A 25,410-nucleotide genomic window follows, 5' to 3' on the forward strand; every position below is an offset into this window, starting at 1 on the left:
TAGATCTCTCTATTAATTGTGCAATTGCACAATTAATTTAAGTCGTTTACTAATTTTGCCACATAAAGTTCAAATAGCATCTTCACATTGCGAGGGTCCTTTCCCGTAAGTTCTGTTATCTTATCCAGACGGTATCTCAGGGTATTGCGGTGGATAAATAGGTGATCCGCTATTTTGCCAAGATCTCCTCCTTCTTTTATGAAAACATCAAGCGTATGTGCCAGTTCCCCTTTTTTATCCTGAGCAAGGAGCCGATCATAGAAAGAAAATGTATGTTCTTCCTTTTGGGCGAGCATGGATAGCTTAATTTCCAGCCAGTACGTTTCATAACTGTAATAATCGGCGTCACGATGAATCTTTGGATCAAGCACAGTCAGCTGCTGCGCATGCCGATAGGAGGACTTCAATCCGCTTATGTTCTCCGATGTGTTTCCAATAGCAACTGCCGCCTTCCTCTTTGAAAGGCCGGCGATCCTCTTTAAAGCAGCGATTTGTTCTGTGGGCTCCCCTGCTTTCAATATGACAATTTCATTATTGAACGTAACCCCTGTTAAATCCTGTTTTCCCAATTCAAAATGGATGTCATTGATCAGCTTTTGATTCATGGTTCCAAGGTCTTCGTGCAGCTTGAGCACAATCACGGTTCTCGGGATTTTCAGGTCATATCCCAGGAAGCCGGCCCTCTCTTCTAACCACGCTTCATTCAATGGTTCTTCAGAAATAAGAAGGTTCACTATCTCACTTTGGAGCCGCTGCTTCCATTGTACTCTCTCCAAAAGAAACGATTGCTCCAAAACCAGTTCTGCTGCCATTTTAACAAGCTCTGCGAAATTCCTGATTTGCTCAGGTTCCCCCGTTATACCGATAACACCAATAATTTGATTATGAAAACGGATAGGCAGATTGATTCCAGGCTTGGCCCCTTTAAGCTCTGCGGCACTTCTTTCATCAATCTCCACACTTTCCCCTTTTTTTAGGACCAGCAGAGCTCCATCATGAACCTGATTGATCCTTTCCTTTTCACCAGAACCGATAATAACCCCTTCTTCATTCATAACATTTATATTTTTTTTCAGAATTTTCATAGTCCGCTCCACTATTCCCTGAGCGAGTTCATAAGATAAAAAATGCACATTCCCCGCCGCCTTCCTGCTTCGTTACTATCAATGTACCATAGTAGATTTGCACAATAAAACAAAATAAAAAAACCGTGTGTCAGGACACGGTTGAGGAGTTGATTATTTTAATGAGGACAGATATGCCCATTTACTTTCCCGCTCATCCTCCGACAGGCGATAGCGGTCATCCAGCAATTCGGCGAGAAGCTCATTTTTCTCAGCTGAATGAATAGAAAGTTTTTTAATATGTTCACGGCATTTTGCCAGAAATTCTGAATATCCCGTCCAGCTTTCATCAAATTGTTCATCCAGCTGTTTTTTTAGCATCCGGGTCAGCTTGGGGCTTGCGCCATTCGAGGTGACTGCGATTTGCAGAGGACCGCGTCTTACAGCTGCCGGAAAGATTGCATTTCCTTCTCCTGCATCATCGACAACACAGACAAGCTGATATAAATCAAGCGACCTCGCCAGCTGCTGGTTGGTTTCACGAATATTTGTGGCCAGAATCGATAAAAAAGCATCTTTAAAATCTTCAGGATGCGCCTCCCGCTGAATGAGCTCATACCCTCTTTGATGGGCAAGACAAATGATATCGTCGGTAAAATCAGGAGCAACAAAAGTGATATTGGCCCGTTCTCCATCAAGTGTTTTCGCTTTTCGAAAGGCAATTCTGCCGCCGCCTGCAATAACGATCTTCTTGTTGGTTAAATTAATGAATAACGGCTGCATTCACATTCACCTCTCCATTCGCTTTTTCAGCGACTAGATTCTGGATTGCCACATGTTTTCCTAAAGTATCAGTAAGGTTCACAGAGGATCCTGCTTTTATTTTCTTATTGACCTCTCTTACTACCTCACTTAATAAAAGCCCCGAGAATAATAGATAAGGAATGACGATAATCCTCCCTCTGGCCTCATTGCAAATGGAATCAAGTCCATCCTTGAAGGACGGCGCAGCAGCTGCCAAATAGCAGACTTGCACATTCCTTATACCAAGCCGCCGGCTGATTCCCCTTTTGATTGAGTTAAAGGATTGAAGAATTGAAGGGTCACTGCTTCCTCTCCCTACAATTAAAAGCGAATCATTAGAACGGATTGGCTGTGCTTCATCTGCCGCAAGTTCTGCAATTGCGTCAAGAATGCTGTCCTGGACTCCAAACGGATCCGCCATCCTTACAGTTATGGCCGGATGCTTTTTTATTAAAGGGGCAAGCGCTTCAGGGATATCCTGCTTAATATGACCCGCAGCCAGCAAAAATAGAGGCACAATCACAATTTCTTCCGCGCCCTCATGGACACAGTATTCAAATCCAGCCTCAATGTCTGGCTCTGTTAATTCAAGGAAACAAAGCTTTTGTATAGGAGCGTCTACCTTTTTCATGACACTCCTGATAAAAAGAGATGCTTCGGCAGCGCCTTTTTTAGAACGTGTGCCATGGCCGATGTATAGGACAGCTTTCATTTGGCGCCTCCTTTCCTTGATGGACTTTCTTCATACTGCTTAATCGTAACCTATCCATGCACCACAGGCAGATGAGGCGCAATTTCCTCTTCGAACCAATTAATTTTATGATGCATTTTTACAACTTCCCCAATGACAATCATGCTTGGATTCGAAATTTTTGCTTCTTTTATTTTGCTCTCGATATTGGCAAGCGTGCCCGTAACTGTCCGCTGATTTGAAAGAGTTCCCCAGTGTACGAGTGCAATTGGTGTTTGAGTGGATTTTCCGTTTTGAATGAGATTTTTAACAATATTAGGCAAGTGGGAAACACCCATATACACACAAATCGTGTCAACTGCATGTGCCAGGTGGGCCCACTGGTGTTCAGCTTCTTCGTTTCCGGCCTGATGTCCGGTGACAAAAGCGAAACTTTTGCTTAAGGTACGGTGTGTTACAGGAATTCCCGCATAAGCAGATGCCGCGATTCCTGCAGTCACTCCAGGTACAATTTCAAATGGCACATCATTATTGGCACACTCTTCTGCCTCTTCCCCGCCCCTGCCGAAAACAAATGGATCACCGCCTTTTAGCCGGCAAACCAGCAAACCTTTTTTTGCATATTTAACAAGCAAGTGATTGATGGTTTCCTGCTTCATGACGTGATGATTGGGAAGCTTGCCGCAATAAACGAGCTGCGCTTCTTTTTTTGCATGATTTAACAGCTCCCGGTTCACTAGACGATCATATAGAATGACATCTGCCTCCTGCAGGCAGCGCATTCCCTTAACAGTCATAAGTTCCGGATCTCCCGGGCCGGCACCTACTAAAAAAACTTTTCCCGTCATTCTCATGACCGCCCTTTCTGTAATATCTTATAATATATGCCTTTTAATGCTTTTCCTAAGCTAATAATCTAGTTGTTTTCTATAATACCATTTTTCGGGGTGAAATAGTAGGAATTATTTTTTCAGAAAAGGAGTCTCCTATTAAAAAGAGACTCCCGGTTTTTATAGGATATTCTTCTCACGCAAATGTGTTAATATCTGCCCGACTGCTTCTTCTACTGTGTACTGGTCAGATCGGACCGTGATTTCAGGGTTTTCAGGTGCTTCATACGGGGAATCGATTCCTGTAAAATTCTTTATTTCCCCGCGCCGTGCTTTGGCATATAATTTCTTTGGGTCCCGCCGTTCACATTCTTCGAGCGGACAGTCGATGAAGACTTCAATAAATTCTCCTTCTTCAAACAGCGCCCTAACCGTTTCTCTGTCCGAACGGAATGGAGAGATAAAGGCAGTTGTGACGATCTTGCCGCTGTCCACAAACAGCTTCGCGACTTCCCCAATACGCCTGATATTTTCATTTCTGTCGGCTTCTGAAAAGCCAAGATCTTTATTTAAGCCGTGTCTGACATTGTCGCCATCCAGTACATATTCATTGATTCCCTGGCGAAACAGTTCGTGGGATACAGCATTTGCAATTGTTGATTTGCCTGAGCCTGATAGCCCGGTAAACCACAGGACCACACTTCCATGGCCGTTCTGAGCCCGCCTGTCTTCCTTCGTAATCGCAGAGTCATGCCAGGTGATGTTTGTTGCCTTTGTCATTATATCCGCCCCTTATACCGTTTCTTTTTCTCTCATGCCTTCAATTAATACTTCGACTACCTCTTTGCGGCTGAAAGTGGAAGGCGGCAGCTCCCCGTTCCGGAGCATTTCCCTTACCTTTGTGCCGGATAGAATGACACGGTCTTCTTTGCTGTGAGGGCAGGTTTTATCAGATGCCATGCCTTCGCACTTATTGCAGTAAAAGCTGTGCTCAAAGAACAGCGGTTTGATGCCAAGCTCCTCTTCTGTAAAATGGCTGAAAATATGCTGCGCTTCATATGTGCCATAATAATTGCCGACACCGGCATGGTCTCTGCCGACGATGAAGTGTGTGCAGCCGAAGTTTTTCCTTGCAATGGCATGGAAGATTGCTTCACGCGGCCCCGCATATCTCATTGCTGCGGGATAGACAGCCAGCTGGGTGCGCTCTTTTGGATAGTAATTTTCCAATAGGACCCGGTAGCTCTTAAGACGGACATCAGCAGGGATATCATCTGATTTTGTTTCCCCTACAAGCGGGTTCAAAAACAGTCCATCCACCGTTTCCAAAGCAGCTTTTTGGATGTATTCGTGTGCCCGGTGTACAGGGTTCCTTGTCTGGAAGCCAACCACTGTTTTCCAGCCTTTTTCTTCAAATAGTGCCCTTGTTTCTTTAGGCTCAAACCATACATCCTCCGCTACGCCTTTACCAGGTTTTTTAATCAGCGTTACCTCGCCTGCAGCATAAACCGGACCGCGTTCAAAAAGCCTTTTCACTCCTGGGTGTGCCAGCTCTTCCGTCTTGTAGACTTCGCTCGCTTCCTTGGTTAAGTCAGGCTCATACCATTCTGATACAGTGATGACTCCGTACACTTCACCTTCGTTTACCAGCTTAAACTTTTCACCGGCTGTGAGCTCTTTGGCTTTTTCCGCTGAAACCGGCAGTGTAACCGGAATGGACCAAATGGTTCCGTCTGCTAATCTCATTTTTTCAACAACAGATTCATAGTCTGCTTTTCCAAGGAAACCTGTCAGAGGACTGAATAAGCCAACACCTATAAGTTCCAGATCACTCAGTGCTATGGCGTCTATTAAAATTTCTTTTTCAATTCCTGTCAGGTCATAATTTGGATTATAGTTTTGAATTAATTTTCCTCCATGAGGTTTCGGCAGAGCCATTCTTCATCAACCTTTCTTTTTCGGATTTACTTTTTTTCAGTAATCGGACTTGCAGCAGCTGGTGCCTGATTCATTAAGAATTTCACTCCGAATACGGAGATTAGAACACCGGCCATAGCAATCACCGTATATACATTTTGTTCAATGAGCAGCTGGATGAGCGTATAGGATAGGACCATCGATAATACCGGTGAAACAACCCATACAACTAATAGCTGAATGACGATGTCCTTCTTGAAGACTGATCTTCCCTGCTTTACAAATCCAATTCCGATGATGGAGGAAGTGGTGATTTGCGTTAAAGGGACAGGGATTCCAAAAACGGAAGCGATCGTAACAATTCCTGCTCCTGTTCCTGAAATGACGCAGCCTTCTTCAAGACGGATTTTTGTAATTTTTTTGCCATTTGTTTCGAGGACATTTTTCCCCAGTAAAATGGCTCCTAAAGCAACAAACAGCCCTCCCCAGAAGATTCCGCTGCCAGTGCTCATAATGCCTGCACCAACAAGCGGGCCGACTGCATTGGCAACATTATTCATGCCTGCCGAGAATGCTTCAAACACGCCCATAAAAATGACGAGCATGGCTAAAATCGGAGCAGCCTTAGGCTTTTTAATCAGGTTCTGTACAAAGTTTCTCTTTAAAAATGCGGCTGCCGCTATGGCAATTAAAAAAGCAGCAAATGGAGTAATCAGCCAGAACATGACGATCCAGGCAAGCTTTCCGGCAAATACGGATTGGTAGACGATTCCAGCACCAACAACAGAACCGACTGTCACCTCACTGGTAGACAGCGGGATGCCGAAAACATTTGCAAGAAACAGCGATAATGCGGCAGATGCAATCACAATCAGCGCGATGGCAACTGTGAAGGTCTCTTTAGGGACAATACCGCTTCCCATTGTTTTTACCACTTCTCCTCCGCCAAGCCATGCTCCGAAGAAAACGGCCAATCCGCAAAGAACAAGAGCTAAAATGCGGTTTTTTAGGACACCTGAACCATACGCGATCCCCATGGATGCTGCTGCTCCGCTTGCCCCGATATTCATGGCGAAAAATAAACCGACTGTGACCGCTATAATCGTAAGCATGGTATCATCCTCCCTCTAGCTCGTGTGAAGGCCACATTCCGTTTTGCCAGTCCCGGACCATCGTCCGGCACGGGAATCGCCATTTTCATCGACTGCCTGTGTACAGGGAAAACAACCGATGCTTGGATATCCATTGTCATGCAGGGTGTTGTATGGCAGGTTTTTTTCCCTGATATAGCCCCAAACTTCATCCCATGTCCAGTGAATCAGCGGGCAGATTTTGATATTCTTGAACTTTTCATCCCTGTTAAGGAATTGAGTATTCGCTCTTGTCGGCGACTGCTCCCTCCGAAGGCCAGAAATCCAGGCCTGCTTTGGTGTTAATGCTTCTCTTAATGGAATCACTTTGCGGATCTGGCAGCATGAATTGGGCTCCCTTTTCCAAAGGGCTGAACCATATTCTGCAGCCTGCTGGTCCAGTGTCAGCTTGGGCTCTTTCCGCTCAATCCAAAGCGTTGGGAAACGGGCCTCGATTTTATCAATGACTTCATAGGTTTCAAGGAAGTGGAGCCCTGTATCCAAAAAGACAATATGTGCATCAGGTTTGATTTCGTGTATTAAGTCAATCAGCACAATGGCTTCTGCCCCGAAACTCGATGCATAGACAATCTTGTCGTCAGGATAATTTTTATAGGCCCATTCCAATACATCTCGGGCGCCTTTTGATTTATCATCAATTCGGAATGCATCAGAGATCTGATTCCAATTTTCATATGTCACTGCAGTGCTCATCTTGCAGTACTCCTTTCACTTTCTTGAAAATTTTTTCTCAACCAAAAAAGGCAGTCTTCCCGCCTGAAAAAATCCTTCAGGAGGAAAAACAGCCTCTAGTTTGTCTAGTCAGCGCGCTTATTTGGTTGAAGACGAACCTTTTCGTTCTTCTCAAGTTGTATGACTTTGCCATCCTGGACGACCAATGTGATCGATCCGAATTTAATGCTCCCTAGCATCTGCTTCAAGTGAGCAGATAACTCTTCCCAGTCAGCCTGTTTCAGTGAGGCTCGCCTCCTTTATTTAGTCTAGGAAATTATAAGTTTATTAGTTTATTTTTGGTGATGTTGAGATTAATCCTACCATACCCATAGGAATTGTCAACAACTTATTTAAATAAAATTATAAAAATCTGATAAATGGGCTTTTCTTCACTGAAAACTGTTAAACTTACTTGATTTTTTGGTAAAGTACCAGGTCTTTATGGAACTATCCACGCTGAATCACCCTTGGTTATTTGAGATATTCGTTTTGAAATGGCTATTATGCAGGATCTTTTGGTTCTTGTTTGAGATGTAGTATCTATTATGGGGATTGATGCAGTTTCTTTGAACTTTTGCTGGAGAAGCTGCATCGAACTTAGCGATTGACGCTAGTTATTTTGGTTCTTGTTTGAGATGTGATATCTATTATGGGGATGGTGCATCATTTTATAACTTTTACTGGAGAAGCGGCTATAACTTGAAGATTGACCCAGTTTCTTTTGGACTTTGTCCAAAATGTTTTGTATATCCTGAGGGTTGACGCTGGTTGCTATTGCTTTAACCAGAGATACGCCATTCAGCTCATTAAGGCTTCCCTTAGGCTGGTTTTTGCATAAAAAACACCCCCGGCATGCACATAACCCTGTCAAGTAGACATTGAAAAAAGAGTATACTAAGCTGCGGCCTTTTCTCGATATTCTATCGGGGAAAGGTCGTTTAATTTACTTTGAAAACGGTCTTGATTGTAAAAATGTATATAATCCTGAATTGCTACGTAAGCTTCTTCCATTGTTTTGGGACGTACTAAATAAACTTTCTCCGTCTTTAAATGAGAAAAGAAACACTCTATACAAGCATTATCATGACAGTTTCCTCTTCTTGAATGGCTGCCTATAACTTGGAGGTCCTCCTTCACTTGTTTTTCGTATGCTTTGGTTGTATATTGAAACCCCTGATCTGAGTGGATTAAAGCATTTTTTGCGAACTGCTTGCCTTCTAGCTGTTTTATAGTATCTATGACTAACTTAAGATCGTTCCTTTCAGATAACTGCCATGAAACAATTTCATTGTTATATAAGTCTAAAACAGCTGACAGATAGACAAACTCATCCCCAACTCGGATGTAAGTAATATCTGTGACGAGTTTTTCATACGGTTTTTCAGCAAAGAACTCCCGATTTAAGACATTGGGAAATAAAACGGATCCTTTTCGTCCATAGAATGGACGTTTCTTGCGAATGACAGAACGAATACCTAATTCCCTCATTAATCTTCTGACCCGTTTATGATTAGCTACAATTCCCTCCCGGGAAAGAGCCCTTGTCATTCGTTTATATCCGTAGTAAGGATGCATTTTGTGGATGGCTAAGATATGCTCTTTTACTAAAATATTCTCCTCAAGACGGATTCTTCGTATAGGATTTGTATTGCGCCACTTGTAATATCCTGCTTTTGAAACTTCCCCAATTTTCAGTAGCCACGCAAGGGGATACTTTTCCCTTAAATTATCAATAATTTGAAATCGATCTGCTTTTAGGACCATTCCTTCCCATGTAGATTTGGATTGCGCTTTTTTAAGTATTCCACCTGCGCTTTCAGATAGGCATTCTCTTCTTCCAAATTATTAAAGTTTTTCTTATTCCAATGCCCACGCTGGTCATCAAATGATTCTCCGTTTCGTACTTTTTTAACCCAATTTGCAATTTGGGCATCACTTTTAATACCAAAATGTTCTCGAAGCTGTTTATAAGACCATTTCTCCTCCAACTTCAAACGAACAACTTCTCGCTTAAACCCCTCTGTATAGGTTTTAAAGGTTTGTCCTTTTTTGGCCATAGAAAAAACCCCTCCAAGTAGACTAGTAAGAACATCATATCATGTTCTCTTTTTTTACTGTCTACCTGAAGGGGATAATAACAGCAATGGCCGGAGGTGAATCACTTTTACTCATCAGCTTCTTCACTTTGTCTTGTTGTCTGTTCAGGCAAAGTATCCCAGAAGCTTGTGTCAGCAGAATTGATTGAACCATCTGCTATGGCTTTTACTGCCGCATCGAGTGTCGTGATTGTTTGCTTGATGAGATAACCGTTGCTCTTTTGTCCAAGGGCATAAGGCTCATAGTTGTGGTCGGACATTCCGCGCATTTCAAAAAGCAGGGTAGAAATGTCGTAACGGACAGCAGCCCCGTTTCGGCCAATGTTTTCACCTGTTCCGCCGACATATTTTCCAATATGGCCCCAGCCTGTATGGTGAAGTGCATTAAACACTACTGAACCCAGCTTTTTGGATTTTTCAAGAACCTCAGGTTTTACGTTGCTGTTAGTTGGATAAAGAATGGATCCCGATACCAGCTTTCCTTCTGTTTCACTTAAGGTACCCTGATGATGAAGATCGATCATGTAATCAATTTTGTATTTTTGGAACACGTTTTCATGGAGTACACGTGCCTCAGGCTCCATTTCGCTTGTCTCTTTATCATGTTCCCGGTTCAAGTCCACACGATTTGCATTATAGCGGGTTAAATGGCGATCGCCATCGGCAAGATAATCGTCAAGTGAGAAGTTCACATCTCCCATTGCTCCATCCGCGTTCAGCATAGGTATCACAAGAATATTGACATCTTTAAGGACTCCGCCTGACTTGCCGGTGCCAAGGTGCTTAATAAACTCCAACGCTCCTTCAGTTGTCAGCTGCTCATTCCCGTGCTGCTGAGTCAGAAAAAGAATGGTCGGATTTTCAGGATTGGATATGTATTTTGCCATGTAAATATCACGGCCCTTTACTGTCTGGCCGATTACTTCAAGCTGCATGGCCTCCTGCTTGGCATCCTGCGTCTTCAAATATTCTGTTAAACTATCATATGTATGCAGAATGGAAGTCTGAATGGATCCATTGCCTGCGCCTGGACCATTTCCAACGGCACCTGCAGGCATCCCCACTGCTGTAACTGCACCTAAAGCCATTAAACCGGATAGTGATACAGAAAGAACTTTTTTCTTCAAAGTCATAAATACATACCCCCAAATTAATAGTTATCTTTCACTATTAATTCTAGTGAACTAATTTAAGAGTGATAATAGAGTATGATGCCTATTCTTTTGACAAATTTCGCATTCCGAAATAAGTATAAAATGAGGAGTTTACTAACAAATTATCGTGTAAAATTAATCCAAAATTACCATTTGAGAGACTAGATTACAAAAAATCCCTTTTTTTCAGGTGTAAAAAGAACTAAAAAGGACCGAACATAAAATGTCCGATCCTTCGTTCTAATTCAGGTCTGCCGGGTAGACTACACCAATTTGCCTCCGAGCTTCTTCAATAATCTCCATTGTTATCATCGAGTTAGCGTAGGAGTTGATATCAGATTCAGTCTTTCCAGCCTGAACCAAACGGATGAATTCCTTAGTTTCGTAATACATAGAATCACTTAATTGGTCCTGAGTGAGGTCCTCCCTCTCTCCATTCCGATAATGCAATTCAACCTTTTCAGGTGAACTTATTCTATCTATAACGATATTTCCCTCTTCCCCTTGAATTTCTGCAGGCAGACTGGAATCGGTTATTTTACTGTACATGATGACCGCATCCATGTCAGGGTATTTAAGGACCATGCTTCCTTCCCCGTCGACTCCAGATTCCAGCACATAGCCTGCTGCTTTAATCTCCACAGGTTTACCGAATAAAGCTACAAGCGGATACACACAGTAAATCCCGATGTCCATTAGTGAACCATTAGAAAAATCCGGATTGAATGCATTCAGCACAGTTCCCTGCCTGTATGCATCATAACGTGAAGAGTATTGGCAATAGCTTGCAAAATACCTGCGCACCTGTCCGATTTTATGAAGATTTTCTTTTACAGCCAAAAAATTAGGCATAAAGGCAGACTTTAGGGCTTCCATGAGAAGAACATTGTTTTCCCTGGCAGCAGCTATCATATATTTAAGTTCCTTTGTATTTGAAGCAACCGGCTTTTCGCATAAGACATGAACATTATTTTTCATAAATAGGATGGACTGCTCAGCATGCAGGGAATTCGGGCTCGCAATATAGACCGCGTCGATTTCGCCGCTTGCGGCCATCGTCTTTAAATCAGTAAAAGTCCTCTCCACACCGTACTTGGCTGCAAATTCTTTTGCTTTCTCTTCTGTTCGTGAATAAACAGCTGTCAGCTGAAAATCTTCAACCTGCAGTGCCGCTTTTAAAAATCTTTCTGTAATCCAATTAGTGCCTACTATACCGAAACGAACCAATTCTATTCCTCCATTTTTTTGTATAAGATATCTTCATATAATGAAGGACAATTTGCTAAAAATCAACCGTTTGCCATTCTTCCAGGCAAATAGTTTTCATCGGTGTCCAGCCTCGGTAAACTGGGATGCGGCTTTTACCCGTACCCAAGGACGCCCATTTTCCCAATCTACTGTTATTGGTACACGGAATGTTTCTTCAAGGAGCGAATCTGTCAGCGTGTCTCTTTTTTTGCCTTGTGAAATGACGTTTCCTTTCTTCAGCAGCATGGCATGGGTTATCGAAGGAACAATTTCCTCGATATGATGGGTAACATAAATTATTGTGGGACCATCTTGATGAGCAGCCATTTTCTCAATCGAGCGAAGCAATTCTTCCTGCGAATAGATATCAAGCCCATTGCATGGTTCATCGAGAATAAGCAGCCTTGGTGAAGCCATTAAGGCTCTTGCAATCATGGCTTTTCGTTTTTCACCCTGTGAGAGGGATGTGAGGTTTTGATCCTGGACATGGCTAATATTGAACTGATGCATTAAGTCCTTTGCTTTTTCCAGGTCCTGCAGTGTTATTTCTTGATAAAGGCCTATAGAGGCAAATCTCCCGCTCAAGACAATTTCCAGGGCAGTTTCTGATGGACGGAATTGAAATTTATCGTCCAGGGATGTGCTAACCCAGCCGATGGATTTTCTAAGCTCCGGTATATTTGTCTTGCCATAAAGATTTCCTAATACTGAAACTTGCCCGCCATTTGGCCACAGATAGCCGGTAATCATCTTCAGAATCGTTGTTTTCCCTGATCCATTCAAGCCTAATAAGGCCCAATGTTCTCCTTTTCTGACATGCCATGAAACTTTGTTCAGTATCTGCTTTCCGTTTCTTTTCCAGCTTATCTCATCCAGTGAAATAATATTGCTGCTCTTCACATAACTCATTCATATCCTCCTTATCCTTTTATAACGGCCCAAAAACCTTAAAACTAAATAGAGCTGAAGACAGTAAAGACTTCCATAGCACCTGCTGGAAATCCTGTGTCTCAGCTCATCCTTTTAAAAATTACTTATTTTCTGCATCAATCATCCCGGAAGCAATACCAGCCCGGCGAAACTTTACAGCGTTTTTTTGATAAAATTCTGCCCCTGCTATGATACGCTCCTGCAGTTCCTCCTTCACCGGCTTTAAGGCTTTCGCAGGAACACCTGCTGCAAGGATGTTTTTCTCAATCACTTTATTTTCCCCTACTACTGCTCCTGCCGCAATGACTGCACCATTCTTAATGATGGCACCGTTAAGTATAATCGCTCCCATGCCGATCAGGGCACCATCTTCAATGGTACATCCATGAATCACACAATTATGGCCGATTGTGACATTCTGTCCAATGCTCACAGGGTAACCTTCATCGACATGAATCATCGTTCCCTCCTGAATATTGGTGCCCCTTCCGATTCTGATGGAATCATTGTCCCCGCGCAGGACAGAATTGAACCAAACGGACACATCAGCCTCCAGTTTTACATTGCCGATAATATAGGTGTTAGGTGCCAAATAGACGGTTTCATGAACGTCTGGCTTCAGTCCTTCAAAATCTAAGATCAATTCCGGAACGCCTCCTTCTTATGAAGCTACAGTTTGAGCTGAATCGCTCGCATTGTTTTTGCGCTTCTTAATCCACTTATTAATGAATGGATACAATATACTGATGATGGATAATACAATGAAGGTTAAGGCAATCGGCCTTGTGAAGAAGATGGAAATATCATTGTTCGACATCTGCATGGCCCTTCTGAACTGTTCTTCAGCAATGGGACCGAGCACAACGCCAAGCACGATAGGTGCCAGCGGAAATTTGGCATTTTCCAGATAGTAGCCGATAATTCCGAATACCAGCATCATAGCCACATCAAAAATCGAATTCCTGACTGCGAAAGTGCCAACAATACAAAAGAGAACGATAAGTGGTCCAATGATTGTGTAGGGCACTTGCAAAATTTTAGAGAATACCGAAATAAACGGCTTGGCAATGACTAAAATCAGCAAGTTGGCAACAAGAAGACCCATCAGGATGGTATAAATGAGCGAACCCTGTGTGGTAAACATCAAAGGCCCCGGCTGGATTCCATGCAGAATAAAGGCGCCAAGCAGTATGGCGGTTGTGGCGCTTCCCGGAATTCCCAGGGAAAGCAAAGGAACCATGGCACCCATTGCTGCTGCATTATTGGCAGACTCTGGTGCAGCTACCCCTTCTGGAATTCCAGTTCCAAATTCCTTTGATCTTTTTGACCACCTGGCAGCTTCACTGTAGCTGAGCATGGCTGCAGTAGTTGCACCTATTCCCGGAAGGATTCCAATAAATACACCTAATAAGGAGGAACGTCCAATGACCCCAGAAATTCGTTTCATGACATTCCAGTTTGGAAGTTCGGAACTCACTTTTTGCTTTGCATTCACCTTGTGGACCTGCTGAACTCTTCTCAGCACCTCTGATATAGCGAATAATCCAATCAGAACAGGAATGAAGTCAATACCCGACATTAACTGGCCTGAACCGAATGTAAATCTTGGCACACCAGTCATTGTATCGATGCCAATAGTGGCAATAAACAAACCGAAGGAAACACCAATGAATCCTTTAACCAGGTTGCCTGCACTCAAGGAAGCTACTACCGTCAGACCCATTAGAGCAAGCGCAAAATACTCCGGGGACGAAAATCTAAGCGCAAAAGAGGCGAGAAGCGGCGTCAAAAAGATTAATACCAGCGTTCCAAAAACACCCCCTGTGGCGGAACTGAAGATGGAAATGCCGAGGGCTTTCCCCCCTTCACCCTTCTTCGCCATGGGATACCCGTCGAAAACGGTTGCTACCGCTTCAGGTGTGCCTGGGGTTCTAAACAGAATAGCGCTTATAGACCCTGAAAAAACAGATGTGGCATAAATGGAGGTCAGCAGCAAAAATGCTGCAGCCGGATCCATTGCATAACTGACAGGAAGAAGAATAATGACCAGCATGGTTCCGCTTATACCCGGTATCCCTCCTCCAATGAAACCAAGCAGGACACCGACCATAAGAATGAAAAAATTAAAAGGCTGAAAAAGATTCCCAAAACCGCCTAAAAGTCCTTCTATCATTAAGTTCACCTCTTTTATTAAAGTTGGCTATTAATAAAACAGCAAGCTAAGTGAATAAAAAATCCCTGTTCCCCGCGGGAAAGGCAGATTCAATAAAATGGGAAACAGCACGATAGAACCGGCAGTTGCCAGAATACCTGTCAGCAGAGCCCGAATATAGCTTTTCATACCGAACAAAAGCGCCATCACAAAAATCCCCAGAATCGTTGCAGCAATAAAACCAACATAGCCAAGAATAAAAATATAGGTGGCAAGAACTGCAAACAAGAGGAAGAACTTTTTCGGATGAACGAGCTGCTCCTCATTATCTGCATCTGCTGAATCAATGTCATCTCCCTTTATATTCTCAACATTTTTCACCTTTAGAGCCCTCATCAGCAGGATAACTGATAGAATTAGCATCAGGATCATTAAAGCTGCCGGCCATGTTCCTGCAGAAATGAAATTCCCTGTCCTATTTTCCACCTGGAGTGACATAACCAGAAAAAAAGACGAAAAGACTATCATGATAATCGAAAGATTTCGTTCCAGCTGCATCTCTTAGCCCCCCAAAATTCAGTAAGTTAATTGGAGGAGGCTGTGAGCCTCCCTGCCATTTTAATCACACTTTATTTCCTATCCACTTAAGAATATTTAAAGTCAGGCTTCCGTTTTTCCAAAAATGAACGCACGCCTTCCCGATAATCCTCTGAAAGAAACGATTCAATCACAAGCTCGGCTGTTTCAGGTGAATCTTCAATGGCCCCGGCAAGCACTTCATTAATGATTTTTTTTGAACCCCTGACTGACAGCTGAGCATTTCTGCAAATTAACTCTGCATATCTGACCGTTTCCTCTTTAATGGCTTCTGCAGGATATATCCGATCGATGAGACCAATCTGATACGCTTCCCGGGCATCCAGGAGCCTTCCTGTGTAAAGAATGTCCTTGGCTTTCGCCGGGCCGACAAGATCTACAACATTTTTGGTTCCCGGTGTATTGTATACTAGGCCAAGCTTTGCTGGAGTAATGCCGAAATTGCCCTGTTCATCAGAGAATCTAAAATCACAGGCAACCGCAATTTCACATCCGCCGCCAACACAAAAGCCCTGTATCATGGCAATCGTTGGCTTAGATGCATTCATGATTGACTTTTCTGCTATCATCGTAGCCTTGTTATACTTTTCAGCGCCTTCTGCTGTATACCTTAATGTCTTAAATTCGCTGATATCTGCGCCTGCCGAAAAAGCAGCAGATCCAGTCCCTTTAAAAATGATTACTTTTACATTGGCATCATTTTCGCATTCCTCAATAAGCTGCGGAATCCTTAACCAGATTTCATAACTGAGGGCATTCCTTTTATCCGGCCGGTTGAAGCATATGAATGCAATTTCTCCTTCAACCTGAAGATAAACCGGTTCACTGTACGTCTTCTCCCTGCTGAATGCTTCCAGATTCTTAGACATATCACTAACGACCTTTCTGTTATTTTTTATTCAGGATGGGCTTTTCTTCCAAGGTCTTCACAGCTCCTGATTTTGTTAAATTTCTTATGGAATCTTCGTCATAGCCCAAACCATTCAACACTTCAATCGTGTCCTGTCCGAAGAGAGGAGAGGGGGTTTTCACCTCACCTGGAGTTTTTGAAAATTTTGCGGGAATGCCAATCATCTTCATTTTTCCGATTAATGGATGCTCCACTTCCTGAATCATGCCTCTTGCTTCATAATGCGGATCCTGAACCGCCTCTGCAAAGTTGTTGATTGGTCCCGCAGGCACCCCTGCTTTTTCACAGAGATCAATCCAATGTCTGGTATCTTGATGCATTAATACAGCCTCAATATCTTCTTCCAGTTCACTCACATGTTTGTTTCTCAATAAATTGGTTTTATAGCGCGGATCTGTCAGCCATTCAGGCTTTTCGGCAACATCTTCGCAAAATCTTTCCCATGTCCTTTGATTGGCACATCCAAGCATCATATAACCCGATTTTGTTTTAACCGCCTGGTATGGAGCAGACACACGGTGCCTCCAGCCGGTTGCTTCCGGTATCGTTCCTTCTGCAAAATAGGCCCCTGCCTCCCACGTAAACCATGGAAGCCCGATCTCAGCCAGGGCAATATCCACATGCTGTCCTTCCCCTGTCTTCATCTTATGGATAAAAGCTGCCAATATCGAATAGGCTGCAGTTATGCCTGCCCCGATATCATAAACGGCGATGCCTGATTTCATTGGCCGCATTCCTTTTTCTCCGGTCATGCTCATAAGCCCTGTCATCCCCTGGGCTACCAGATCGAACCCGCCCTTATGGGAATAAGGGCCAGTCTGGCCATAACCTGAAATAGAACAGTAGACTAGCCCAGGATTAATCTTCTTTAGGCTTTCAAAGTCAATGCCAAGTGATTTTGTTACTCCCGGGCGGTAATTTTCAACAACAACATCTGCTTCTTTAGCCAATTGATAGAAAATTTCTTTTCCTTCATTTGTTTTAAGGTTTAATGCTATGCTTTTTTTATTTCGGTTTATCTGAAAAAAGCAGGTAGATTCCCCGTTTACATAAGGGCCCATTTGGCGGGAATCGTCTCCGCCATTCACTTTCTCCACTTTCATGACTTCCGCACCGAGATCCGCAAGGACCATAGTGCAATACGGACCAGCCATGATTTGCGATGCATCAAGGACTTTCATTCCTTGTAATGGTCCCACTCAGAACACCCCATTTTGAAAATATTGTCTCAGAAGTGAGCCCGATGTGACCGGCAGCTGTTCATTTCTATACATTCATAATCTGTGCATGTTATAATAAAATCGATTTTCATGAGAATGGAGCATTTCTATTTTGGCGAGTGGAGATGCTCTTTTTTTATTCGCAGATCATATTCATTCCGCGTTCCAGATCGTTGCGCAGATGATTCGCTGCAGATTGGTAGACAGCTATCTCGTCCCGGGCTTTAAGAGCATGAAGGATTTGGCTATGTTCCTTAAGAATTTCTCTATTATGCTCGTTGTTTTTTAGGATATTGGCCCGGTATAGCAAAAGAAATGAACGTACTTGCTTAAGCAAGTGCACTGCCCGCCTGTTTGGGCTTGCATCCAAGAGCCGATCATGAAACTTAGCATTCCATTCAAGTAAAAGTAGATGGTTTCCTTCCAAAAAGGCATCTTCAGCTCTTTCAAGAATTTCTTCAATGCAATTCAGCTGCTCTTCTGTAATCGCTTTCAAAACAAGTCCCATTATTTGAGGTTCCAGCATAATGCGAGTTTCATATAAATCCTTAAAATCAGTTTCATCCAGTATTACAATAGATAGCCCCAGCTGATCCTGAACCAGCAGTCCTTCTATTTGCAGCTGGCGCAGTGCTTCTCTTAACGGGGTCCGGCTTATATTATATTTTTCCGCCAGATGGGAAACATTGACCTTCTCACCAGGCTTTAATTGTCCTGACAAAATGGATTTTTTTATAATGTCATAGATTTGCTGATAAAGCGGCTGCGTAAATTTCAGGCCCTGCACCATCTTTGCCTATCCTCCTTTAAATGAATTATCTCTGCCTGTTGCTGTATACTGTGTGCTGTATCCTGGATACAGCTTCAAGGGCGATCATATCTGCCAGTCGGAATGGCAGTCAATAACCTGAACAAAATCTCTCAAGATTATATAAAACTAGTTTTACTTCGACAAAAATCTTCAGCAGCCTATCGAGCAAATCTATGAAAATCTATCATGAAGCTTGCAGGAGGCAAAAAGGCAGATATTCTGCCTTTCGGCAATTTTATTCAATCATTCTTTTAATAGAGAACCGTAAGTGTCGATTAGCTTTTCAAATTCGGCATTATACTCTTCTGAATTTAGCCAGCCATCCCGAAGGTGCAAGTAATTGGCTTTTTCATACTCTTTATAGTCCGGGCGATTTTTCGCTTCCTCAAGGGCTTTTTCAAGCGCTGAAATGATTTCAGGCGGCGTATCCTTATGGACCATGAAGCCTCTGCCCTGGCCGTCTGTTACATCTATCCCCATTTCAGTTGATATCGGAACGTCCTCAAAACCTTCCATTTTCTCTTCAGTAAAGGCAATCAGCATCTTAATATCTCCGCTTTCCAGCTGCGCAATCGATGGTCCAGGCTCCTCTGCAATGACATCGATATGTCCCCCGAGCAGTGCTGCTGTCATCTCTCCAGAACCTTCAAATGAGATATAATTAAACTTTGTTCCAGTGGCTTTTTCAAACTGTTTGACTACCAGTTCATCAAAGCCGGCTGAACCTGTACCGCCAATTGTGATCTCACCAGGTTTTTCCTTTGCCTTTGCGATAAGATCATCAATATCCTTGAACTTGCCATCGCTTTTTACTTGGAGGGTCATGGTATCATTTTGGACCCTTCCGACAGAAGTTAATTTGCTCAAATCATTTTTTTCCACTCCTGCTGCAATATTTACGGGATGATTGGATGTTGCAGACCAGATGGTATAACCATCAGCCGGCTGCCTTGCCACATGGTCAGCCGAATTAATCCCCGCCGCACCAGGCATATTCACAACATTTATGTTTACACCAAGAATATCTTTAAGTTCTTTTGCAATGGCCCTGGCAAAATTGTCACTCCCGCCGCCCGCGCCAAAGCCAACAATAATTTCAATCTGCCGCTCGGGAAAGTTGCCGCTGCTTTTCTTTTCCTCCGAGCTTGCTCCCTGAGGTGAAGAATTACATGCCTGCAAAAAGAATACCAATGCAATTGCCAGAGACAAAAACGAAATCCTCTTTAATTTCATGTTAATTTTCCCCCATATTAAGAAAAGTTTTAAATTTCTGTAAATTAAAAGCGTATTATTTCCTATAAAACAACTTAGAATGAAGATTACTTAATCAGACATGGACCTATTCCTCGATCTGGATCGTCACCTCCCTGTTTATGTCATGTTTCATTAAACTTCAATGCAATTTTTGTGCCGAAAAGCAAATAACTCGATTAACTTTTTTACCGGGAACCAAAATCGTAAGCGGTTTCAAATTAAATGGGACATTCACACTTTTAATGAATTTAAATTCTGAATTCCTTCCAATACACTTATCAATCATTTTTGTTCTCTTTTGAAACAAATTGTCCACTCTTCTGTTTCAATTTGAAACTTTTATTGTTTTCCTGCAGATTCTGCCCTTTCAATTGACTCCATCAGATAGTCGGCAACATGCTTTGTTTCAATCTGATCCTCCATTCCTTCACGATGAACCCCCAGTTTCATTTGGAGGAAACAGCCTGGATTGGCTGTTATTAGAACAGCTGATTCAGTTTCTTTGACTCTGGACATTTTCTTATCCAGTATTTCATTCGCAAGTTTTGGCTGCAATAAATTATAAATTCCGGCAGACCCGCAGCAATATTTCTTTTCAGGGAGATCCACATATTCCGAGTTTGGAATTTCCTTCACCAATTTAGCTGGAGCATCCTTCACCTTCATTACATATTGCAGATGGCAGGAAGGCTGATAGGTTACTCTTTCACCTCTGCCGGCAGTTTCAGGCATTTCTCCTTTTTCATATATGATCTCACTGATATCCCTTATTTTGGCAGAAAATACTTTAGCCCTCTCCAGCCAATGTTGATCCCCCCTGAATAAATCTGCATATTCCGCAAGTGCAGCACCGCATCCTCCGGCATTGGTAATAATATAATCCACATTTGCTTTTTCAAAAGCCTGAATATTCGCTTTGGCCATTTCAATGGCCCTGTCTTTTTTTCCGCTATGATGGTGGAGTGCTCCACAGCACATCTGCGCTTTAGGGGTTACCACATCAAATCCAGTCTTCGACAGCAGTTTAATGGAATTATCGTTTGTTTCTCTGAACATGACATCCATGATGCAGCCATGGAAAAAGGCTACCCGGCCCCTTGCTGCCTTTTCTTCATCAGCCCTCGGAGTAAACTCAGCATGATGTTTCCTCCCTGAAGGCGGTAAAATGGAAGGCGTGATTCTTTCCATTTGCCTCATCTGCTCTGGGAAGAATTTCAAAATGCCCAGTCCTCTAGTTATATACTGAAGCCCGCTTTTTTGATAAAACCACAGAAGATTGCCAACAGTATTAAGCCTTTTTTGGTTGGCAAGAACATGGTCAAAGAAGTAATCTTTAAAAGTCCTTACCGGATATGCAGGTTTTTTAATATCTGTTTGTACAGGTGCTTCAGCGGCTGCTGCTATTCGCTCCTTGGCGAGCATGACGATATCAGGGACCTGAACATCAATAGGGCATGCATCCACACAGGCTGAGCAAAGCAGGCAGCGATCAAGCTGATCTTTGATTTCCTGATTTACGGGGATATTGCCCTCAATCAGACTTCTTGCCATCAATACTCTGCCCCTGGGACCATCAGCTTCCCTGCCTGTGATATCTAAGGTAGGACAAACATTGCGGCAGGCACCGCAGCGCACGCATGTTTGCATGGATTCCTTCGCCGTCAGCAATTTCATTACATTCACCTCCAACCTAGTTAGGCAATGCCATCTTGCCTGGATTTAAAATATTATTTGGATCAAGCGTCCTTTTAATGGCCCGCATCACTTCCATGGCAGGACCATGCTCTACATCCATATATTTGGCACGGACAATTCCAACTCCATGCTCGGCTGTCGTCGTTCCTTCCATTTTGATTGCCAGTTCATGAATATCGTCGATCAGTTTCTGCACATTTTCCATTTCAATTTCATTATTCATGTTCACTACCGGTCCGGTATGCATATTTCCATCACCAACATGACCGTATATTCCGCAGATGATGCCATATCGTTCTGCGATATTATGAATCTCCCGGAGTGTTTCAGGGAGTCTCGAAATTGGCACACAGATGTCTTCGCCGCCATACACCCGGAAACCGCCCGGCTTTAAAAGTCCAACCGCAGCACCAACAAGCTTCCTTGCCTGCCAGAGCTTTTCACACTCATCCGGCTCATCGCTGAACTTTATATAATTCGTAAATTTTTCGACTACCTTCCTGAGCCGGTTCACCTGGGAGGTTACCTCCTCTTTGGCACCATCCACTTCAAAAACAAGAATAGCTTCATTATCCAGGGGAAGATTCAGCTCAGGCTTCATCATGTTGACAGCCTTCGTACAATTGAAGTCCATGATTTCGATGGCTGATGGCTGCAGGCCTGAAGAAAAAACAGCGTTAACCGCCTCTCCCGCATCTTCCAATCTTTCAAATGAGCATAAAACAATACCTCGTGTGACAGGGAGCGGCAATAATTTCAGACGAAGGCGCGTTACAATTCCAAGAGTGCCTTCTGAACCAATCATTAAATGGGCAAGGTCGTAGCCGGAGACCGATTTAAGCGCCTTCGATTTTGCTCCGCCAGTCACAATGATGTCACCGGTGGGCAGTACGACTTCCATTCCCAGGACATAATGGCGGGTAACACCGTATTTGACTGCCCTCAGCCCGCTTGAATTGTTGGAAACCATTCCTCCCACTGTGCACATATTTGCGCTTCCCGGGTCAGGAGGGAATCTTAGTCCATAAGACTTCAAAGCCTCATTTAAATCATTTTGGATGACTCCCGGCTCAATCACTGCCTGCATATTCCTGTGATCAATCTCCAGGATTCGGTTCATTTTCGATAAATCCAGCATAATGCCGCCTTTAACCGGGACGGCTCCGCCTGTTTGCCCGGTGGCTGCCCCTCTCGGGTATAACGGTATTTTAAATTCGTTGGCCAGCCGGACACATTCACTGACCTCTTCAGTTGACAGAGCAATAACGGCCACTTGAGGCAGTTTCGGACGGAGCTGTGTTTCAAAGGATGCATCATAGGAGTAGGTCATCATATCAGTGCAATTGGTTAATAGCCGGTCGTCTCCGAAGATATTTCTTAATCGGGATATCACGTTTTCATCCAGCGGAGGCGGTGTCATTGTTTCATTCATTCTTTCTCCTCCTTATAAACTATTTATTTTTCGCCAGAGGGTCGTCCTGCCGATCCCCAGAATCTTTGCGGCTTCTGTTTTATTGCCGTTTACCTGCTTCAGCACGTTCAGTATATACTCTTTCTCATAGTTTTGAAGCTTCGTTTCTTCATCTACTTCATTAATGCTGTGTTGTTTCAGCACATGCAATTTGGAAAAGTCTTTCCCGCCTGCAGCTAAAACAGTTTCTGAATCAATCAATTTCTCAGGGGAAAGAATCATCGCTCTTTCAACAATGTTCCTGAGCTGGCGTATATTACCCGGCCAATGATAGCTTTGCATAATCTTCATAGCTTCAGCAGTGAAGCCCTTAATATTTCTCCGAATGCCCGGTTCCAATTCTTTTATGAAAAAATCGCATAACAATGGAATATCAAGGATCCTTTCACGCAAGGACGGAATTGGGATATCAAGAATATTGAGGCGATAATACAAATCAGCCCGGAAGCTCCCATCTTCGACCATCTTCTCAAAATCACGGTTCGAGGCAGCGATTACCCGAATATTAATGGGGATCACTCTTTCATCCCCTAGCCGCATCACTTCCCCTTCCTGCAAAACCCTGAGGAGCTGGGCCTGGAGGGATTCAGCGAGTTCGCCAATTTCATCAAGGAAGATGGTTCCCTGATGAGCCAATTCAAATAACCCGGTTTTTCCTCCCTTTTTCGCTCCCGTAAAGGCTCCTTCGACGTAGCCGAATAATTCGCTTTCCAGCAGGTTTTCAGGGATAGCCGCACAATTCACTGCAACGAATGGCCCTTCCGTTCGCTTGCTGAAGCTATGGATTAAATGGGCGAATACCTCTTTTCCCACACCTGTTTCACCCGTCAGGAGAATAGTAGAATCCACCTGAGAATATTTCTTCACCTTTTCGATCGCTTTCTGATACATCTCACTTTCCCCGACAATATTATTTAGACTGTATTTTGTGACATGGCCGCGGTGAAGGAGCTTTTTACGGATTTCCTGCTCCTGCTGCTGAAGTCTATGAACCTCCTGAAACGTACAGACAGCTCCAAACACCTTTTGCTCGTGCCTGATGGGTATTCGATTTGCAACCACTTTTACACCATTGGCATCCTGAATGCGGTTCAGTTCTTCCTTACCAGTCGAAAGAACTTTTTTCATTTGTGAATTAACGAGGATATCATCAATCTGCTTACCGATTACAGAATCATATGGCAGGTTCAAGATACTGTAAACGGAAGGATTGCATACTGTAATAACCCCTTTTTCATCCACAGCAATTACACCATCAGCAATAAAATCAAGAATTGCCTGGAGTTCCTTGGTTCGTTTCAATTCTGTGCGCCTTACTTCAATCAGGCTTCTTGCTTCATGAATGGCCTGGATGACCGATTCCACTCCAGACGTTAATATCACTGTTTTTATCGAATTATTTTTGACTTTGTTCGTAAAAATACTTTTCCCAATCAGGACATCTATCTCTTTTTTGCTGAGAGCCTCGACAGCTGCTTCAGCTTCCTCAGGTACAATTACGCAATGCTTTTCAATCGATAACCCCAGCACGGATTCAATTGTTTGGATCCCCTGCAAAACATCCCGGGTGTCGGCTATTCCAATCTTCTGTCCGAGCTTTTGCGCTTCTTTGATGGTTCGAAGCAGATCATATCCGGTTATGGGAATCTGCACGACGGGTATGCCAAGATCGGACTCAATGAGCTTTAATCCCAGGGTTCCTCTGCTAATGATTACTTCTGTGCCGGCTTTTTCAAATTCTTTAGCAGCTGCAATAGCATTCCGGAAGCTTACCTTTCTTATCGCGACATCTTCTCCTGTTTTTTTCGCTGCTTCCTTTGAAACCTGTATAAGCGCGTCAATTGGGGTTAAAATGGCAATTTCGGACATTGCTTCACCTCATTTTCCTTTTTCTCTTGGACAAGTTTTATAATTATATTAAGTTAATCTTATCAGATGCCAAGGAAAATTTCGGTAAGTTTTCACAATAATCAGTCTATTTGTTTGATAAATTAGATCAGAATAGTTTCTGATTTTATTTTAATCACGCCTTCAACCTGGCCAAACGGGCCATCTGGTGAACACATCCCCGCTGCTGTGCCGGAAAGCTAAAAAAATAAGAGAGATCCTTAAGGTCCTTATCATTCAGCTGTTCAAAAACCGTACCTCCTATAATCACTGCATTTCCTATTAAACTGTCCTCAAAAATGTCCAGCAGATGGGTGCAGAGCATTTTTCCGTTTCCTTTTCCAGTTAAGGCTCCGTTGATTTCAATATAAGTCGTTTCAGGTATGAACATACTAAATGATCCGGATGCCAGGCAAGCCGCCATTGAATCCGGCGAGATAACAATGGGAATGGCCCCCCTTCCTCCAAGACACTTAATATCCTCATCTATTCCTGCAATAAGCATTCCATTCAGCGGAATATTTTCTGAACGGAAATATTGGGCCAAATCGCAATCTATTAGTCTTATTCCTTTTCCTAAACAGAACTTACGGATGGCTTCATCTTTCGCATCTCCATAAGAAAAAAGAATCTTGGCCGGATTTTTAACGTTTTTGTACCCTTGTCTGATAAATCCTTTGATAACATTAAGGGGATTTTTGCCGCTGACGAATAGGAAATCTGGGATCACATTGATCTGATCCCCTGGAGTAACTGATGGGAGATTTGCCAGTTCAGCGAGTCGTTTTTCAAATATATTCACCCGGCTCACGTC

At 43.2% G+C, this 25,410-nt stretch carries 24 protein-coding genes; all 24 read right to left on the reverse strand.

Translation table 11 applies throughout. The features are described from left to right. Positions 1-32: 32 nt before the first annotated feature. Positions 33-1,133 (reverse strand): CdaR family transcriptional regulator, encoded by a 1,101-nt coding sequence (locus A361_RS13640; protein ID WP_019382740.1) that lies wholly within the window; start codon positions 1,131-1,133, stop codon positions 33-35. A gap of 105 nt (positions 1,134-1,238) precedes the next feature. Then, positions 1,239-1,847 (reverse strand): precorrin-2 dehydrogenase/sirohydrochlorin ferrochelatase family protein, encoded by a 609-nt coding sequence (locus A361_RS13645; RefSeq protein ID WP_019382739.1) that lies wholly within the window; start codon positions 1,845-1,847, stop codon positions 1,239-1,241. Continuing rightward, positions 1,828-2,601, reverse strand: coding sequence for a sirohydrochlorin chelatase (locus A361_RS13650; RefSeq protein ID WP_257781400.1), 774 nt, complete (start codon positions 2,599-2,601; stop codon positions 1,828-1,830). The genes A361_RS13645 and A361_RS13650 overlap by 20 nt, the downstream gene beginning before the upstream one ends. A 29-nt stretch (positions 2,602-2,630) precedes the next feature. Beyond that, a complete protein-coding gene (cobA, locus tag A361_RS13655; RefSeq protein WP_019382737.1) occupies positions 2,631-3,407 on the reverse strand; it encodes a uroporphyrinogen-III C-methyltransferase in 777 nt (258 codons plus the stop codon). A gap of 162 nt (positions 3,408-3,569) precedes the next feature. Next, positions 3,570-4,169, reverse strand: coding sequence for an adenylyl-sulfate kinase (gene cysC / locus A361_RS13660; protein ID WP_009334411.1), 600 nt, complete (start codon positions 4,167-4,169; stop codon positions 3,570-3,572). A gap of 12 nt (positions 4,170-4,181) precedes the next feature. Further along, entirely contained in the window at positions 4,182-5,327 is a 1,146-nt protein-coding gene (gene sat / locus A361_RS13665) for a sulfate adenylyltransferase (protein WP_019382736.1), read from the reverse strand. Positions 5,328-5,353: 26 nt separating this feature from the next. Then, positions 5,354-6,418: an inorganic phosphate transporter gene (locus A361_RS13670; protein WP_019382735.1), complete on the reverse strand. Its 1,065-nt coding sequence runs from the start codon at positions 6,416-6,418 to the stop codon at positions 5,354-5,356. A 15-nt stretch (positions 6,419-6,433) separates the two neighbouring features. Then, entirely contained in the window at positions 6,434-7,150 is a 717-nt protein-coding gene (locus A361_RS13675) for a phosphoadenylyl-sulfate reductase (RefSeq protein WP_019382734.1), read from the reverse strand. A 104-nt stretch (positions 7,151-7,254) separates the two neighbouring features. Then, a complete protein-coding gene (locus A361_RS29135; protein ID WP_372675480.1) occupies positions 7,255-7,377 on the reverse strand; it encodes a YezD family protein in 123 nt (40 codons plus the stop codon). A gap of 688 nt (positions 7,378-8,065) precedes the next feature. Beyond that, positions 8,066-9,228, reverse strand: a protein-coding gene (locus tag A361_RS13680) for an IS3 family transposase (RefSeq protein WP_099049166.1) whose coding sequence is annotated in 2 segments (ribosomal slippage) — positions 8,066-8,970 and positions 8,970-9,228 — 1,164 coding nt in all. Because the reading frame shifts where the segments join, the coding sequence is not laid out codon by codon here. A 107-nt stretch (positions 9,229-9,335) separates the two neighbouring features. Beyond that, a complete protein-coding gene (locus A361_RS13690; protein WP_009334407.1) occupies positions 9,336-10,400 on the reverse strand; it encodes a M14 family zinc carboxypeptidase in 1,065 nt (354 codons plus the stop codon). Positions 10,401-10,661: 261 nt separating this feature from the next. Further along, entirely contained in the window at positions 10,662-11,648 is a 987-nt protein-coding gene (locus A361_RS13695; protein ID WP_019383100.1) for a Gfo/Idh/MocA family protein, read from the reverse strand. 96 nt (positions 11,649-11,744) lie between these two features. Continuing rightward, positions 11,745-12,578 carry an ABC transporter ATP-binding protein gene (locus tag A361_RS13700; RefSeq protein ID WP_019383101.1) on the reverse strand — a complete coding sequence of 278 codons (834 nt, stop codon included), beginning with the start codon at positions 12,576-12,578 and terminating at the stop codon, positions 11,745-11,747. A gap of 121 nt (positions 12,579-12,699) precedes the next feature. Further along, the gene (locus A361_RS13705) at positions 12,700-13,242 is read right to left on the reverse strand and encodes a gamma carbonic anhydrase family protein (RefSeq protein WP_019383102.1); all 543 of its coding nucleotides are present in this window, start codon (positions 13,240-13,242) and stop codon (positions 12,700-12,702) included. Between the two features lie 18 nt (positions 13,243-13,260). Next, positions 13,261-14,772, reverse strand: a complete 1,512-nt coding sequence (locus tag A361_RS13710; RefSeq protein WP_019383103.1) for a tripartite tricarboxylate transporter permease — start codon at positions 14,770-14,772, stop codon at positions 13,261-13,263. Positions 14,773-14,802: 30 nt separating this feature from the next. Continuing rightward, positions 14,803-15,309 (reverse strand): tripartite tricarboxylate transporter TctB family protein, encoded by a 507-nt coding sequence (locus tag A361_RS13715; RefSeq protein ID WP_009334402.1) that lies wholly within the window; start codon positions 15,307-15,309, stop codon positions 14,803-14,805. 86 nt (positions 15,310-15,395) lie between these two features. Further along, entirely contained in the window at positions 15,396-16,217 is an 822-nt protein-coding gene (locus tag A361_RS13720) for an enoyl-CoA hydratase-related protein (RefSeq protein WP_019383104.1), read from the reverse strand. A gap of 19 nt (positions 16,218-16,236) precedes the next feature. Beyond that, complete coding sequence (locus A361_RS13725; RefSeq protein WP_019383105.1) at positions 16,237-17,457, reverse strand: CaiB/BaiF CoA transferase family protein; 1,221 nt, start codon at positions 17,455-17,457, stop codon at positions 16,237-16,239. Positions 17,458-17,614: 157 nt separating this feature from the next. Continuing rightward, entirely contained in the window at positions 17,615-18,268 is a 654-nt protein-coding gene (locus A361_RS13730) for a GntR family transcriptional regulator (protein WP_019383106.1), read from the reverse strand. 264 nt (positions 18,269-18,532) lie between these two features. After that, positions 18,533-19,522 (reverse strand): tripartite tricarboxylate transporter substrate binding protein, encoded by a 990-nt coding sequence (locus A361_RS13735; protein ID WP_019383107.1) that lies wholly within the window; start codon positions 19,520-19,522, stop codon positions 18,533-18,535. A gap of 360 nt (positions 19,523-19,882) precedes the next feature. Continuing rightward, the gene (locus A361_RS13740) at positions 19,883-21,217 is read right to left on the reverse strand and encodes a (Fe-S)-binding protein (RefSeq protein ID WP_019383108.1); all 1,335 of its coding nucleotides are present in this window, start codon (positions 21,215-21,217) and stop codon (positions 19,883-19,885) included. A 16-nt stretch (positions 21,218-21,233) separates the two neighbouring features. Next, positions 21,234-22,670 (reverse strand): FAD-binding oxidoreductase, encoded by a 1,437-nt coding sequence (locus A361_RS13745; protein WP_019383109.1) that lies wholly within the window; start codon positions 22,668-22,670, stop codon positions 21,234-21,236. Positions 22,671-22,682: 12 nt separating this feature from the next. After that, the gene (locus A361_RS13750) at positions 22,683-24,578 is read right to left on the reverse strand and encodes a sigma-54-dependent Fis family transcriptional regulator (RefSeq protein ID WP_019383110.1); all 1,896 of its coding nucleotides are present in this window, start codon (positions 24,576-24,578) and stop codon (positions 22,683-22,685) included. Between the two features lie 154 nt (positions 24,579-24,732). Beyond that, on the reverse strand, positions 24,733-25,398 hold the full coding sequence (locus A361_RS13755) for a hypothetical protein (protein WP_019383111.1): 666 nt from the start codon (positions 25,396-25,398) through the stop codon (positions 24,733-24,735). Positions 25,399-25,410: the final 12 nt, after the last annotated feature.

It is taken from the genome of Cytobacillus oceanisediminis 2691, assembly GCF_000294775.2.
GTDB lineage: Bacteria > Bacillota > Bacilli > Bacillales > Cytobacillaceae > Cytobacillus > Cytobacillus pseudoceanisediminis.